10 protein-coding genes are annotated in these 14,686 nt (G+C 71.7%); 4 read left to right on the plus strand and 6 right to left on the minus strand.

Translation table 11 applies throughout. The features are described 5' to 3' along the window. Nucleotides 1–249 precede the first annotated feature (249 nt). Nucleotides 250–1,788 (minus strand): hypothetical protein, encoded by a 1,539-nt coding sequence (locus ACIQCH_RS22950; RefSeq protein ID WP_402583605.1) that lies wholly within the window; start codon nt 1,786–1,788, stop codon nt 250–252. 134 nt (nt 1,789–1,922) lie between these two features. On the opposite strand from ACIQCH_RS22950, the gene ACIQCH_RS22955 reads away from it, so the two are divergent. Next, nucleotides 1,923–2,462, plus strand: coding sequence for a WcaF family extracellular polysaccharide biosynthesis acetyltransferase (locus tag ACIQCH_RS22955; protein WP_402583607.1), 540 nt, complete (start codon nt 1,923–1,925; stop codon nt 2,460–2,462). Between the two features lie 10 nt (nt 2,463–2,472). Next, entirely contained in the window at nt 2,473–3,594 is a 1,122-nt protein-coding gene (locus tag ACIQCH_RS22960) for a glycosyltransferase (RefSeq protein WP_402583609.1), read from the plus strand. A gap of 75 nt (nt 3,595–3,669) precedes the next feature. Here ACIQCH_RS22960 and ACIQCH_RS22965 read toward each other — a convergent pair whose 3' ends face one another. The 3 genes from ACIQCH_RS22965 to gmd form a co-directional block, all read right to left on the minus strand. Continuing rightward, a complete protein-coding gene (locus ACIQCH_RS22965) occupies nt 3,670–4,338 on the minus strand; it encodes a hypothetical protein (RefSeq protein WP_402583611.1) in 669 nt (222 codons plus the stop codon). A 108-nt stretch (nt 4,339–4,446) separates the two neighbouring features. Then, entirely contained in the window at nt 4,447–7,236 is a 2,790-nt protein-coding gene (locus ACIQCH_RS22970) for a DNRLRE domain-containing protein (protein ID WP_402583613.1), read from the minus strand. Between the two features lie 235 nt (nt 7,237–7,471). Continuing rightward, nucleotides 7,472–8,485 carry a GDP-mannose 4,6-dehydratase gene (gene gmd, locus ACIQCH_RS22975; protein ID WP_402583615.1) on the minus strand — a complete coding sequence of 338 codons (1,014 nt, stop codon included), beginning with the start codon at nt 8,483–8,485 and terminating at the stop codon, nt 7,472–7,474. 95 nt (nt 8,486–8,580) lie between these two features. Between gmd and ACIQCH_RS22980 the strand changes: the two genes are divergently transcribed. Further along, nucleotides 8,581–9,522: a GDP-L-fucose synthase family protein gene (locus tag ACIQCH_RS22980; RefSeq protein ID WP_402583617.1), complete on the plus strand. Its 942-nt coding sequence runs from the start codon at nt 8,581–8,583 to the stop codon at nt 9,520–9,522. 104 nt (nt 9,523–9,626) lie between these two features. Here ACIQCH_RS22980 and ACIQCH_RS22985 read toward each other — a convergent pair whose 3' ends face one another. Next, the gene (locus ACIQCH_RS22985; RefSeq protein ID WP_402583619.1) at nt 9,627–11,099 is read right to left on the minus strand and encodes a sugar transferase; all 1,473 of its coding nucleotides are present in this window, start codon (nt 11,097–11,099) and stop codon (nt 9,627–9,629) included. 455 nt (nt 11,100–11,554) lie between these two features. Here ACIQCH_RS22985 and ACIQCH_RS22990 point away from each other — a divergent pair, with 455 nt between their 5' ends. After that, nucleotides 11,555–13,768 carry a M4 family metallopeptidase gene (locus tag ACIQCH_RS22990; RefSeq protein ID WP_402583745.1) on the plus strand — a complete coding sequence of 738 codons (2,214 nt, stop codon included), beginning with the start codon at nt 11,555–11,557 and terminating at the stop codon, nt 13,766–13,768. Nucleotides 13,769–13,899: 131 nt separating this feature from the next. Here the strand turns inward: ACIQCH_RS22990 and ACIQCH_RS22995 are convergent, their stop codons facing one another. Continuing rightward, on the minus strand, nt 13,900–14,685 hold the full coding sequence (locus ACIQCH_RS22995) for a hypothetical protein (protein ID WP_402583621.1): 786 nt from the start codon (nt 14,683–14,685) through the stop codon (nt 13,900–13,902). Between the last annotated feature and the right edge of the window lies 1 nt (nt 14,686).

Here is a 14,686-nt window from a genome sequence, read left to right on the forward strand (position 1 = left end):
GGCTGGTCCGGAGGCAGGCCCGGGCCGGAGGTGGCCGAAGGCCAGGGCGAAGCCCCTTGCCTCCGGGGTGGGCCTGCCGCAGGGCCTGCAGGCCATACCGGGTCAAGCGCCGAGGGGACCCACACACCACGGGACCCACCCCCGAAGCGAGCAAGCCCCGACACCGGGCACCACGCTCAGAGCGGGCCCGACCCCCGGCCCCCCAGCCCGAGCACTCGGTCCCCAGCCCTCAACTCTCAACCCCCACCCCTACCGCAGCGTGCGCTTGTCCGTCCGGTGGGTCATGACCAGCCACAGGCACAGCCCCGCGATGGCGACGCGGCCGGAGGCCTGCAGGAGGGGGCCGCGGAGCAGGATGAAGGAGTAGCCCGCCACCAGGGGGACCACCACCGAGATCAGGCTGCCGGGCGGGGCGCGGCGGGTGGCGCGGCGGGCGTAGCGGCGGTCCACGCGGGCCGCCGCGTAGCCCATGCCGAGCAGGCCCGCACCCATGCCGACCGGGCCGAAGTCCAGCCAGAGCTCGGCCCAGATGGGGGAGGAGAGGTTGGTGTTGACCGCGCCCATCCACTGGCCGACCATCACGCCGGTGTCGCGCGGCTTGCCCGGCCACACCGAGCGCGGCACCGCGAAGAAGACCGATCCGGCGAGCTGGCGGCCGTAGAAGAAGCCGGGGCCGGACCGCGAGAAGGTGATGGTGTTGGCGAACATGCCGACCTGGTCGTAGTCCTTGAGCGCCATGGGCTCCAGGAACGAGGTCGTCTCGACGGGTTTGTAGTTCTTCTCGTCGTACCGGAAGCGGTCGGCGAACGGGAAGATCAGCAGCGCCGCGATGACGCCCATGCTGAGCGCCACCCGGTACATCGCCGCGCTCACCGGGAAGACGGTGAACAGCAGCGAGAACATGACCGTCATGAACCAGTAGCGCGGGTTCGAGATCGGGTTGTTGACGACCAGGTTGAGCGCGGCCAGCGCGGCCGTGGTGGCGATCACCGAGGGCATCCGGCGGGCCCGGGTCGAGGTGACCAGCCAGCGGACGTACATCAGCAGGGCGAGCAGCGCGGGCACGGTGCCGAAGCCGCGCAGGAACGCCTGGCCGGCCTGGCCGTCGTTGGCGGAGACGCCCGCCTCCTCGATGCCGGCGATGATCTCCTGGCGGCTGCTGAAGAAGACGGCCGGGCCGCCGAGTTTGAGGACGAAGACCCCGGAGAAGCCGAAGGCGAGGACGGTCAGGAGTTGCAGCCGCCGCCGGTGCACCATCACCGGCTCCGGCGGGTCCTCCTGCGCCCGCCGGTCGGGCCGGTGCCGGGCCAGCAGGGCGCCCACGTCGAAGGCGATGCAGCCCAGCAGGATGAGCGAGATGGCCGCGGACAGGTCCGAGCGGGGGCCCACCACGGGGGTCGGTACCTGGCCGAGGACCGCCTGGGCCAGCGGGGCCACGCCCAGGGCCATGTAGACGAACAGCCAGAAGGAGCCCTGCAGCAGCTTGCGCCGGCTGGTGAGGATCATGGCCGAGAGCCGGGCGCCCGCGTACATGCAGAGCGCGAGCTGGAGGTAGAAGGCCGCGTCGCGGACGCCGGCGCCGTGCTGGGAGGCGACGACGAGCGGCAGGAAGACGGTGAAGCCCAGCGCGAGCGGGACCGACAGGGCGCGCGAGAGCAGTGTCCGCGGGGTGGTGACCCGGCCCCACTGCGCGTCGTCCGGGACCTCGCGGCTGCGGGGCGGTACGGGCGGCCGCGGACCGGAGCCCCAAGGGGTGCCCGACGTGGGCCCCTGAATGTCCGTCGCCACCGTGCCCCCGCCCCGCCCGTCGTGCAATTGCGCAGAGTCTAGCCAGCCCGGTGCACAGCGGCGATGGGCGGGCCGATGAACCGATAATGTGAACGCCCGGTGCCTGGGGAGGTACCAGTGGGGGGACGAACTCGATGCGCAATCTTCCGGCCTTCACGCTGGCCGGCTACGACAAGGGCCGCGGCAAGCTCACGCAGGCCCTGTGGTTCGCCGTGATGAACACCGTCTTCATGGCCTGGTTCACCCCTGCCCGGCTGCGCGTGGCGCTGCTGCGCGCCTTCGGGGCGGACATCGGCACCGGTGTGCTGATCCGGCACCGCGTCCGCGTCCTGTGGCCGTGGAAGCTCACCGTCGGCGACCACACCTGGATCGGCGAGGGCGCCTGGCTGCTCAACCTGGAGCCCATCACCATCGGGGCGAACGTCTGCGTCTCCCAGGAGGCGCTGCTGTGCACCGGCAGCCACGACCACCGGGCCGCCGACTTCCGCTACGGCAACGCCCCCATCGCCGTCGAGGACGGCGCCTGGGTCGCGGCCCGCGCCACGGTCCTGGCCGGCGTCACGGTCGGCCGGCACGCGGTGGCCGCGGCCGGCTCCGTGGTCCACAAGGACCTGCCCGAACTGACCCTGCAGACCATGGACGGGCGGCGCCGCCCCGTCGACGAGCCCAAGTGAGGCCGCCCCAGTGAGAGTTCTGCACGCCGTCACGCTGCACTCGCCGACCCACGCCTTCGGCGGCCCCGTCCGGGTCGCGCTGAACCTGTCCAAGGGGCTGCGGGCCCGCGGCCACGAGGCCGCGCTCGTCGCCCTCGGCGAGGGTTTCGACGAGCCCTGGCCCACCGACGTCGAGGGGGTCCCGGCCCGCCTCTACCCGGCCCGCCGGCTGCTGCCGCTGGGCTTCTCCGGCATGACCTCGCCCGCGCTGCTGGCCCGCGCCGGCCGGCTGGTGCGCGACGCCGACGTGGTCCACGTGCACCTCGCGCGCGACCTGGTGACCCTGCCGGTCGCGCTGGCCGCGCTGCGGGCCGGCAAGCCGCTCGTGCTCCAGACCCACGGCATGGTCGACCCGAGCGGCAAGCTGCTGGCGAAGGTGCTCGACGCGGTGGCGGTACGCCGCGTCCTGCGCGGCGCCGGCGCGGTGCTCCACCTGACCCCGCACGAGCGCGAGGCCCTCGACGCGGTGGTGGGCGGCGCGGGGCTGACGAACACGGTCCGCCTCGTCAACGGCGTACCGGCGCAGGAGGAGCGGCCCGCCCTGCAGGGCCCGCCGCGCGTGCTCTACTCGGCGCGCCTCCAGGCCCGCAAGCGGCCGGTGGACTTCGTCCGGGCCGCCGCCCTGGTCCGCGAGCGGCACCCGGACGCCGAGTACGTGGTGGCCGGGCCCGACGAGGGCGAGGCGGGGGCGGTGCGGCACGAGGTCGACACGCTGCGGCTGGCCGACCGGACGACCGTGCCCGGGGCGCTGACCAGCGCGCAGGTGCTGGAGGAGCTGCGCCGGGCGCACGTGTACGTGCTGCCGTCGGTCGAGGAGCCGTTCCCGATGTCCGTGCTGGAGGCGATGGCGGTGGGCGTGCCGGTGGTGGTCACCCACTCCAACGGGCTGGCCCGGGACATCGCGGCCGCCGGCGCGGGCCGGGCCGTCGAGCCGGGCCCGGAGGGCGTGGCCGCGGCGGTGCTGGAACTGCTGGACGAGAAGGCGAACCAGGAGGCCTCCGCGGCCGCCCGCGAGCTGGCCGCCGGGTCGTACTCGATGGACGCGGTGCTGGACACCCTGCTCGACGTCTACGGACGCATCACGGGCGCCTGAGGGAGCACCACGAGCAGGAGGGGGCGGGGCCGTCACGGCCCCGCCCCCTCCTTTTCACGCGAGCGAACCGGTCGGTCAGGCCGGGATCCAGGCGTAGCAGCCGGTCGAGACGAACTCGACCGTGCCGGCCGGGATTTTGGCCGTGACCTTGTCCCCGGCCTTGAAGCCGAGGGCCGGGCCGGCGGCCAGGCTCTTGCCGCCGCGGCCCTTGGCCTGCCAGACGCAGGACGGCGTCGGGCTGGGCGCGCGGTACGTGCCGGGCGTCGGGTTCTTGAGCGTGCCGTCACCGAAGCCGTTCTCGGCCGCGGCCAGGACGGGCTTCTGCTCCGGGCACAGGTACGGGATGGCTTCCTTGGCGTTCGGGATCTCGCCCGCGACGAGGGCCGCGACCGCCGCGTCCTTGTCGTGCTTGGCGGTCCGGGCGACCCGCTGGCAGGCCTCCTGGCCGGTCTGCAGGACGGCCGCCGGGTCCGTCTTCTCCGGCACCCGGCCGCTCAGGTACTTCTTCTCCTGCTTGGTGAAGGACCCGGTGGCCGGCTTGAGCGCGTCGTCGGAGACCACCGGACCGGTCGGCTTGGCGGCCGGCGGGGCGGTGGTCGGGTCGAGGGTCGGCTCCGGGGCGGAGGAGGAGGCCGGCGGCTTGGGCTCGGCTTCGGTCGTGTCGCCGCCCGAGCTGCAGGCGGTGAGCGTGAGGGCGGCGGACAGCAGGACCGCGGCCGCGGCGCGTCGGTTCAGGGGACGCATGGTGTGGCTCCAGAGGGTGTCGATGCAGGCGCGGGGCCCGGCCGGTGCGGCCGGACCCCGCTGCCCTTGGTGCGTACGGCCGCACGGGGCGGCGTACCCGCTCGGCCGTTACGGCTGGCCGAAGGTGAGGACCAGCTGCGGCGTGCCCTCGCTCGCGGTGGACTCGGACGACCAGAGCCACAGCGGGTCGCTGCCGTTGCTGGTCAGCGCCAGGCTGTACGAGCCGCCGAGCACGGCCGTGACGGCCGACTTGTCCAGGTCGATGCTGTGCAGCGCCGACCCGTCCGGGACGCCCTCGAGGGTGCCGAGGACCGTGGCGCCCAGCGCCGGCTTGGTGGTGAACGAGGTGCTCGCCCCGCTCCAGGTGCCGGTGACCGGGACGACGGAGACCTTGTCGGCGGTGCCGGCGCCGGTCTGCGTGCTGGTCTTGATCTGCAGCGACGCGGCCTTCAGGACCTGGCCGGCCGGGGCGGCCGGCAGGTTGAAGCGCAGGTACGTCTCGTACAGCGAGCCGCTGCCGCGGACGGCGAGCGAGGTGGCGGAGCCGTACGAGGCGCTCGGCGCGCCCTGGTTGATGTAGGTGTCCTCGGTCGCGGAGACCTCGGTGACCGTGTCGGAAGCGGCCTTGGCCAGGTTGTAGTGGTTCGTGACCTGGGCCTGGGACAGGACCGTCGGGTAGACGGCGGTCTCGTCGATCTGGCCGGCGAAGAAGTTGCTCGTCGGGCGGTTCGGCCAGCTGGACAGGTTGTCGCCGCCGACGTGCCAGAAGCCCTCGTAGGCCTGGTTCGTGGTGACGTTCAGGGTGTCCTTGAGCTTGCCGTCCACGTACATCGCCATGCCCGACGGGCCCTGGGTGGCGACCACGTGGTGCCACTTGTTGTCGTTGAACGTGTCGAACAGACCGGTGGTGATCGTCCGGGTCGAGCCGGCGTAGACACCGAAGACCAGGCGACCGGTGTTGGTCATGTAGATCTGCTTGTCGTAGCTGCCGCTGCTGCGGGTCGTGTTGTTGCCGAACCCGATCAGCTTGCCGCCGCGCGTGGTGCCCGTCTTGAACCACGTCTCCAGCGAGTAGGAGCTGCCCACCGTCTGGCGGTGGTCGCTGTAGACCTGCTGGTCGGTGCCGTTGAACGCGATCGCGGTGCTCGGGCCGGTGAGGGCACCGGGCGCCTGGCGCAGGGTCGGGCCGTTGAGGTGCAGACCGCTGGTGTTGCCGCCGTCCGAGGAGTCGGCGGCGTACGGGGTGACGGTGTCGTCGTAGCGCCAGTACAGGTTGGCGCCGTCGGCGCGGACCTGGTTCGGGTACGCCTGGACCGAGGCCGGGACGGTCACGCTGGAGGTGGCGGACAGGGCGCTGGTGTTGCCCGCGGCGTCGGTCGCGGTCACGCGGTAGGTGTACGACTGACCGGCCTTGACCGTGCTGTCGGTCCAGGAGGCCTGCGGGCGCTCCCACTCCAGGGACTCCGCGTTCACCGTGGCGATCGGGGTGCCCGAGCCGTTGCGGTAGATGCGGTACGTCAGCTTGCTGTCGTCCTGGTCGTAGCTGGTGCGCCAGCGGACCTGGACCTCACCGGGCTTGACGGACGAGGCGCTGGCGACCGGGGTGGTGGGCGCGCCGACGTCACCGGTGGAGGCGAAGCGGGTCAGGCCCATCTGCGGCTTGCCGTTGATCTGGGTGAACTCACCGCCCACCCACATGTACTTGACGTCGTCCTTCTCGGCGATGGTCATCACGCGCGGGCCGATGCCCTCGCCGATGCCGTCGTTCGAGGTGGGGTGCCAGCCGAGCTTGCGCGGGCTGCGCACGTACCCGCCCACGGGCGCGGGGGCGGCGCCCTCGTGGTTGGTCAGCTGGGCGTTGAAGAAGTTGCGCTTGCCGTCGGGGAACTGGCCCTCGAGCGAGCAGTCGTGCGCGTGCGAGGAGCTGTAGAGCACGCCCTGGTACGGCAGCACGTACTGGGTCGCGCCCAGGCAGCGGTCGCGCCACTTCTCGGTGAAGTCGCTCAGCCGCAGGCCGATGCGGCCGTCGAAGACGCCACCGCCGGAGCCCTCGTTGCCGGTGTAGAAGCCGCCCTCGTCGTCGGTGGCGATGTCCTTCACGACCGAGGTCGTGGGGATGTACCCGCTGGGGTACGTCTTGGTGTTCGCACCGGAGGTGGCGTCGACCACGGCCAGCGCGTGGCTGTTGGCGCCGTTGACGTAGAAGAAGTCGCCGCCGAGGATCACGTTCTTGCCGTCGGGGGTGACCTCGACGGCGCGGCCCGGCTCGTCGGCGTTGGCCGTGAAGGGCTTCAGGGCGCCGGAGGAGGCGTCGACCGCGGCGAACCGCTCGCGGGTCTGGCCCTCGACGGTGCCGAAGTCGCCACCGGCGTACAGGGTGTCGTCGGTGACGGCGAGCGCGCGCACGGTCGCCGGGAACGACGGGTGGAACGACGCCTTGGGGGTGCAGCTCGCGATGTCGATCGCGGCGACGCTGGCGACCGGGACGCCGTTGACGGCGCCGAAGTAGCCGGCGGCGTAGAGGGTCTTCTCGTCCTTGGAGACGGTCAGCGCCCGGACGGTGGCCGAGCCCTCGCCGACGGTGAAGGACAGCTTGCAGTCGGTCGGCGCGCCCGTGGCGGCGTCGAACGCCGCGAAGTTCACGGCCTCCTGCTCGGTGCCGGCGGCGCCCTCGGGCGGTGCGACCGCGGAGAACGTGCCGCCCGCGAAGACGGTGCCGTTGGCCTGCGCCATCGCGAAGACGATGCCGTTGGTCTGCCAGGTCGGCAGGTCGTCGGCCGTGAAGGCGACCGGCGACGTGATGGCCGACGCCGACGGCATCATCACGAATCCGACGCCGGCACCGGCGCCGACGATGGACAGGACGAGGGCTGTGGTCAGCCCTCTTGATCTACGCATGAGCCCCCCAGGGCGATTGCCCGGTCTTGAATGGCTGGATTTATCCGAACAGCCATATGTACTGGCGCAGATTAGGGCTTAAGTGGAGGCCCGGTCACCCCACTTGACCCATTGGATACCAATCGATATCAACGGGCGCAGGCGAAACGGTGCACTGCGGACATACGGCATCAGGTCCCGGTCGGCGCCGGTGGGCGCCGACCGGGGCGTGCGAACGCTCAGTGACGGGCGGCGCTCAGCGGTCGATGCGGACCGTGGCCCCGGCGAGCTGGTCCTCGACCTGGCGGAGGTCGGCGTCCACCATGATCTGCGCGAGTTCCTCGACCAGGACCGTCGGCTTCCAGCCAAGCAGTTCCTCGGCCTTGCTCGCGTCGCCGATCAGGGCGTCGACCTCGCTGGGGCGCTCGTACTTGGGGTCGTAGCGCACGTGCTCGTTCCAGTCGAGGCCGGCGTGCGCGAAGGAGGACTCCACGAACTGACGGACCGTCGCCGCCACCCCGGTGGCCACCACGTAGTCGGTGGCCTCGTCCTGCTGGAGCATGCGCCACATGGCCTCGACGTACTCGGGCGCGTAGCCCCAGTCACGGACCGCGTCGAGGTTGCCGAGGTAGAGCTTGTCCTGCAGGCCGTGCTTGATGCGGGCCACCGCACGGGTGATCTTGCGGGTCACGAACGTCTCGCCGCGGCGCGGGGACTCGTGGTTGAACAGGATGCCGTTGACCGCGAACATGTCGTACGCCTCGCGGTAGTTCACCGTGGCCCAGTACGCGAAGACCTTGGCGGCACCGTACGGGCTGCGCGGGTGGAACGGGGTCTGCTCGTTCTGCGGCGGCGGGGTGGAGCCGAACATCTCCGAGGACGAGGCCTGGTAGATGCGGGTGTCCACGCCCGACGCCCGGATGGCCTCCAGCAGGCGCAGCGCGCCCAGGCCGGTCACGTCGCCGGTGTAGAGCGGGGCGTCGAAGGAGACGCGGACGTGCGACTGCGCACCGAGGTTGTAGACCTCGTCGGGCTGGATGTCGCGCAGCAGGTTCACCAGGGCGACGCCGTCCGAGAGGTCGGCGTGGTGCAGCACCAGGGACCGGTTGGCCGTCTGCGGGTCCTGGTAGATGTGGTCGATGCGCTCCGTGTTGAAGCTGGACGAGCGCCGCACGAGCCCGTGCACCGTGTAGCCCTTGGAGAGCAGGAGCTCGGCCAGGTAGGAGCCGTCCTGGCCGGTGACTCCGGTGATCAGTGCTGTCTTGCTCATGCGGGATCCCCCAGGGTGAGAGTGTCGTTCGTGGTTCGTACTGAAATGCGGGGTTGGTCCCCTGCGGGTGAACCGGGTTTGGCATTATCCGATGCATGACTGCATCGCCGTACCTGCCCGACCGTGCCCGTGTCTTCGTCGCGGGCCACCGCGGCCTCGTGGGATCCGCCGTGGCCCGGCGGCTGACCGCCGACGGCCACGAGGTGATCACCCGTGGCCGTGGAGACCTCGACCTCCGCGACGCGGCGGCGACCGAGGCCTTCCTCAAGGACGTCCGCCCCGACGCGGTCGTCCTGGCCGCCGCCAAGGTGGGCGGCATCATGGCCAACAGCACCTATCCGGTGCAGTTCCTGGAGGACAACCTCAGGATCCAGCTCAGCGTGATCGCCGGGGCGCACGCGGCCGGCACGGGCCGGCTGCTGTTCCTGGGCTCCTCCTGCATCTACCCGAAGCTGGCGCCGCAGCCGATCACCGAGGACGCCCTGCTGACCGGCCCGCTGGAGCCGACGAACGAGGCGTACGCGCTGGCCAAGATCGCCGGCATCGTGCAGGTTCAGTCGTACCGGAAGCAGTACGGGGCCTCGTTCGTCTCGGCGATGCCGACGAACCTCTACGGTCCGGGCGACAACTTCGACCTGGAGACCTCGCACGTGCTGCCGGCCCTGATCCGCCGCTTCCACGAGGCGGCCGAGCAGGGGCGCGACGAGGTCGTGCTGTGGGGCTCGGGCACGCCGCGCCGCGAGTTCCTGCACGTGGACGACCTCGCCGCGGCCTGCGCGGTGCTGCTGTCCTCGTACGACGGGGACGAGCCGGTCAACATCGGGTGCGGCGAGGACCTGACCATCAAGGAGCTGGCCGAGACCGTCGCCGACGTGACCGGCTTCACCGGGCGCCTGGTGTGGGACACGGCGAAGCCGGACGGCACGCCCCGCAAGCTGCTGGACGTGAGCCGGCTGACCTCCCTGGGCTGGAAGCCGCAGATCGCGCTGCGCGACGGCATCGCGAGCACCTACCGCTGGTGGCGCGAGCAGGGCTGACGCGGTGCGGGGGGCCGGTCCCGGGTGCGGGGCCGGCCCCTTCTGCGCGGCGGGCCGGGTCGCCGTCCGCGCGAACGGGGTGGAACGGGTCACGTACGGGCCTCTCAGTACGCCCCGCGGCCGTCGACGACGGCCCGGAAGGTCCGGGCGACCAGATCGACGTCGCTGGTGAAGGACCAGTTGTCCACGTACTGCAGGTCCAGGGCGATCGTCTCGTCCCAGGACAGGTCGGAACGGCCGCTGATCTGCCACAGTCCGGTCATGCCCGGGCGCACGGTCAGCCGGCGCAGCTCGACCTCGTCGTACTCGGCCACCTCCTCGGGCAGCGGCGGCCGCGGTCCGACCAGCGACATCTGCCCGGTGAGGACGTTGAACAGCTGCGGCAGTTCGTCGAGCGAGGTGCGGCGCAGCAGCCGGCCGACCCGGGTGACCCGGGGGTCGCGGCGCATCTTGAACATGTGGCCGTCGTTCTCGTTGGAGCCGCTGAGCTCCGCCTTGAGCCGGTCGGCGTCGACCACCATGGTGCGGAACTTCCACATCGTGAACGGCTCGCCGTCACGGCCGATCCGGCGCTGCGTGTAGAAGGCCGGACCGGCCGAACCCAGCCGGATCGCGGCGACCAGGCCGAGGAAGACGGGAGCCAGGACCAGCAGGCCCAGGCCCGCGCCGGCACGGTCGAGCGCCGACTTCAGGACGGGCTGGACGCCGCGGCGCACCGGGGGCGCGACGCGGAGCACGGCCAGACCGCCCGCGGAGAGGGTCTCCAGGCGCTTGGGGGAGATCTCGACCAGGCCCGGGAAGACCGCGAGTTCGAGGCCGGCGTCGTGCAGGGCCCAGGCGATGCGGCGCAGCCGCTCGCCGGCGAGCCGGGCTCCCGGGGCGACGAGCACGAGGTCGGCGTGCTGGTCGCGCACCGCGGCGAGCACCGCGTCGGCCTCGGACAGGCCCTCCGCCGGCTCCGGACCGAGCCGGGCCGGCTCGGGTACGCCGCTGGTCAGGCGGCCGGTGCCGACGGGGACGACGCCCACGACGACGTACGGGTGGTCGGTGCGGCCGGCGAGGTGGCCGATGACGGACTCGGCGGCCTCGGGCTCGCCGATGACGAGGACCCGGCTGACCGCCTGCGCCTCGCGGCGGGCGGCGGCGAGGTGGCGGTACGTCAGCTTGTGGCAGGCGATGGTGAACAGCAAGGCCGGCACGAGGGCGCACAGGGAGGTCAGCGGGTCGCTGGACTCGCCGGTCGCGGCCCGGGCCACGGCCAGGACGCCGATCAGAATCAGCCAGTCGTGCAGTACGGGCAGGACGCCCCGCGATTCGCCGAGGGCGCGCCCGGTGTAACGGCGGCGAAGGGCCTGGACCCCGGTCCAGACGACGGCGGCACCGATCGCGCAGCCCACCGGGTACGGTTGGTCGGCCTGGGTGAAGACGAGGCCGACCGGAACGCCCGCTCCGAGCAGGTCCGTGGCCAGCGCGGCCGGCAGGTACCAGCGTGCTTTGACGCCGAAACTGCGGGACGAATGCCCGTACGCGGGCGCTGATCTGGCCACACCCGCAGCGGGAACGTGAACATGCCTCATGGGCCCCCCTGGCACGTCGGTCATGGTTTTCGCACGCCCGCTCGTCGCTTCCCCTTGCGACGAACGACTGACGCACCGGGAAACAGTACGACAAACGCCCGTACGGAAGGCGCCGTTTACGTGAACGAGGCGGCTCGTTGCACGTTCGTTAACAGGCGGTATCCGTCATTCCACATGACTCTCGCGCACGTGGACGCTCTGTTGTCACACAAAGATGAATAGTTCGTATACCGGACGCGCCTCTTCGGACAACGAACGATTTCCGGCCAACCTTTTGACGCGACCCTGACATTCATACGCGTGCGGTGGCACTCTTCACTCCGTTCTGCGCACAAGCCTGCTCTGCCCGGTGGCCCACCCAGCCCTCCGGAACCCCCCTGCAGAAGGAGTCTGCGTTGAGTCCGACCCCCCACAGGCGTGCCACCGCCGCCGGCGCACTCGTCGCCGCCGCGGCCATGCTCGCCGTCGGCATCCAGACCGGTACCGCCTCCGCCGACGCCACCGCGTCCAAGGCCCCGGCCGCCGCGCCCCGCTCCAACCCCGGCGCCGCACCCGTCAAGTTGAGCCCCTCCGAGCGTGCGACGCTCATCGCGGAGGCCAACTCCACCACCGCCCGGGCCGCCAAGGCCCTCGGGCTCGGTGCGAAGGAGCGGCTCGTCGTCCGTGACGTGGTCAAGGACGTCGACGGCACGACGCACACCACCTACGAGCGGACCTACAACGGCCTGCCCGTCCTCGGCGGCGACCTGACGGTGCACGCCCGCGCCGGCGTGACCAAGTCCGTCACCCGTGCCACCAACCACGTCATCAGCGTCCCGACGACCACGGCCACCGTGGCCGCCGCGGCCGCCGAGAAGCAGGCCGTCGGCGCCGCCAAGGCGCAGGGCGGCAGGGACGCCAAGGCCGCCAACTCCGCCCGCAAGGTGATCTGGGCCGCCACCGGCGCCCCGCGCCTCGCCTACGAGACCGTGGTCGGCGGCGTCCAGCACGACGGTACGCCGAGCCGCCTGCACGTGGTCACCGACGCCAGGACCGGCGCCAAGATCACCGAGTGGCAGACGATCGAGACCGGCATCGGCAACACGCAGTACAGCGGCCAGGTCACCATCGGTTCCTCGCAGTCGGGCAGCACGTACAACCTGACCGACGCGACGCGCGGCAACCACAAGACCTACAACCTGAACCACGGCAGCTCCGGAACCGGCACGCTGTTCTCCGGCCCGGACGACACGTGGGGCAACGGCCAGGCCTCCAACGCGGAGACCGCCGGCGCGGACGCCGCCTACGGCGCCCAGCTGACGTGGGACTACTACAAGACCGTGCACGGCCGCAACGGCCTGCGCAACGACGGCGTCGCCCCGTACAGCCGCGTCCACTACGGCAACTCGTACGTGAACGCGTTCTGGGACGACAGCTGCTTCTGCATGACCTACGGCGACGGCTCCGGCAACTCCAAGCCGCTGACCTCCATCGACGTGGCCGCCCACGAGATGACCCACGGTCTGACCTCGGTCACCGGCAACATGACCTACTCGGGCGAGCCCGGCGGCCTGAACGAGGCCACCTCCGACATCATGGCGGCCGCGGTCGAGTTCTGGGGGAACAACGCCTCCGACGTGGGCGACTACCTCGTCGGCGAGAAGATCGACATCAACGGCAACGGCACCCCGCTGCGCTACATGGACAAGCCGAGCAAGGACGGCTCGTCCAAGGACAACTGGTACTCCGGCATCGGCGGCGTCGACGTCCACTACTCCTCCGGCCCGGCGAACCACTGGTTCTACCTGGCCTCCGAGGGCTCGGGCGCGAAGGTCATCAACGGCGTCAGCTACAACTCGCCGACCGCGGACAACCTGCCCGTCACCGCGATCGGCCGGGCCGCCGCCGAGAAGATCTGGTTCCGCGCGCTGACGGTGGGCTACTTCAAGTCCAACACGAACTACGCCGCCGCCCGCACCGCCACCCTGCAGGCCGCCGCCGACCTGTACGGCCAGGGCTCGACCACGTACAACAACGCCGCCAACGCCTGGGCGGGCATCGCCGTCGGCAGCCGCATCCAGAACGGCGTCACGGTCACCAACCCGGGCAACCAGACCACCGTCACCGGCAGTGCGGTCAGCCTGCAGGTCCAGGCCAGCAGCACCAACGCGGGGGCGCTGTCCTACGCGGCCACCGGCCTGCCGACCGGCCTGTCGATCAACTCCTCGACCGGTCTGATCTCGGGCACCGCGTCGACCGCCGGCACGTACAACACGACCGTCACGGTCACCGACTCGGCCAACCAGACCGGTACCGCGTCCTTCACGTGGACCGTCGGCACGAGCCAGCAGAACGTGTTCGAGAACACGACGGACTACCCGATCAACGACAACTCGACCACCGAGTCGCCGATCTCCGTCACCCGCACCGGCAACGCGCCGAGCACCCTGAAGGTCGACGTCAACATCGTCCACACGTGGCGCGGTGACCTGGCCCTCTCGCTCGTCGCCCCCGACGGCAGCGTCTACGCCCTGGAGAGCTTCTCCGCCGGCGACAGCACCGACAACGTCGTGAAGCAGTACACGGTGAACGCCTCGTCCGAGGCCGCGGCCGGCACCTGGAAGCTCCGCGTCCAGGACCGCGCGACCTACGACACGGGCTACATCAACAGCTGGAAGCTCACCTTCTGAGAAGGCCGCCTTCCACCGGGCACCACTGAACCCACGCAGTGAGCCGCACTGACCGCGGCCCACAGGACCGGCCCGGGGGCCCCGCCCCCGGGCCGGTTCCGCGTTCCCGCCCGGTGGGACGCCCCCGTCGATCAGGCCGGCGGGCGGTCCGGCACGGAGCCCGAGGCACCGGCGCAGGCTGCCCGCCAGGCGTGGGGGGAGTGGCGGTGGTTGCGGTGGCCGGCGGTCAGGACGGTGCGCAGGGCGGTGAGGTGCTCGGTGTCCGGGGGGAGGGACAGGGAGGTCAGGAGGGCGAGGGCGGCGGCCGGGTCCAGGTCGCCGTACACGGCGGTGTAGCCGTCGAGCAGGCCCTTGAAGAGCGCCGGGTGCAGCTCCGGGAGGCGGGCGGCGGCGCGGTACGAGCGCTCCTTCACCTCCCACGGCACCGGGCCGGAGCACTCCAGGACCCGGGCGGCGCGGCGGAGCAGCGCCTCGGGCGCCCCGGCCCGCAGCCGGGCCACGTCCCGGCCGAGCACCTGGTCGAAGGCCTCGGCCGAGGTCCGCCGGTCCTCGAACCAGTCGACCCACAGCGAGTACGTCACCGCCGCGCCGATCCCGGGTGCCTCCAGGCGCTGCCGGTAGCCGTTCCAGAGCCCCTCGGCGGGCAGCCCGAAGTCCGGGTCCGCGAACGCGGTGCCCATCTCGCAGGTGACCCAGTACGCGTCGAGCAGGTCCAGGAGTCCGAACGCCAGCCGGAGCTGTCCCTCCGGCGCGAGGCGTTCGTCCGTGAACACCAGGTCGGCGAAGCGGACCGCGACGTCGGAGCCGGTGATCCGTTCCCCGGGGGTCCGGCCGTCGGTCCACTCGTCGTCCCCGACCCGGGTGACGCCCTCCTCGGCCAGCCACCGCAGCGCGTCGGCCATCGCCTCTTCGTCCATC

Origin of the sequence: Streptomyces sp. NPDC093225, from assembly GCF_044753805.1 — a bacterium.
Taxonomy (GTDB): domain Bacteria; phylum Actinomycetota; class Actinomycetes; order Streptomycetales; family Streptomycetaceae; genus Streptomyces.

Coding starts and splice junctions, on each gene's coding strand:
- ACIQCH_RS22955 (WP_402583607.1), top strand. CDS start 1,923: ATGCGCAATCTTCCGGCCTTCACGCTGGCCGGCTACGACAAGGGCCGC.
- ACIQCH_RS22965 (WP_402583611.1), bottom strand. CDS start 4,338: ATGCGTCCCCTGAACCGACGCGCCGCGGCCGCGGTCCTGCTGTCCGCC.
- ACIQCH_RS22970 (WP_402583613.1), bottom strand. CDS start 7,236: ATGCGTAGATCAAGAGGGCTGACCACAGCCCTCGTCCTGTCCATCGTC.
- gmd (WP_402583615.1), bottom strand. CDS start 8,485: ATGAGCAAGACAGCACTGATCACCGGAGTCACCGGCCAGGACGGCTCC.
- ACIQCH_RS22980 (WP_402583617.1), top strand. CDS start 8,581: ATGACTGCATCGCCGTACCTGCCCGACCGTGCCCGTGTCTTCGTCGCG.
- ACIQCH_RS22985 (WP_402583619.1), bottom strand. CDS start 11,099: ATGAGGCATGTTCACGTTCCCGCTGCGGGTGTGGCCAGATCAGCGCCC.
- ACIQCH_RS22990 (WP_402583745.1), top strand. CDS start 11,555: ATGCTCGCCGTCGGCATCCAGACCGGTACCGCCTCCGCCGACGCCACC.
- ACIQCH_RS22995 (WP_402583621.1), bottom strand. CDS start 14,685: ATGGACGAAGAGGCGATGGCCGACGCGCTGCGGTGGCTGGCCGAGGAG.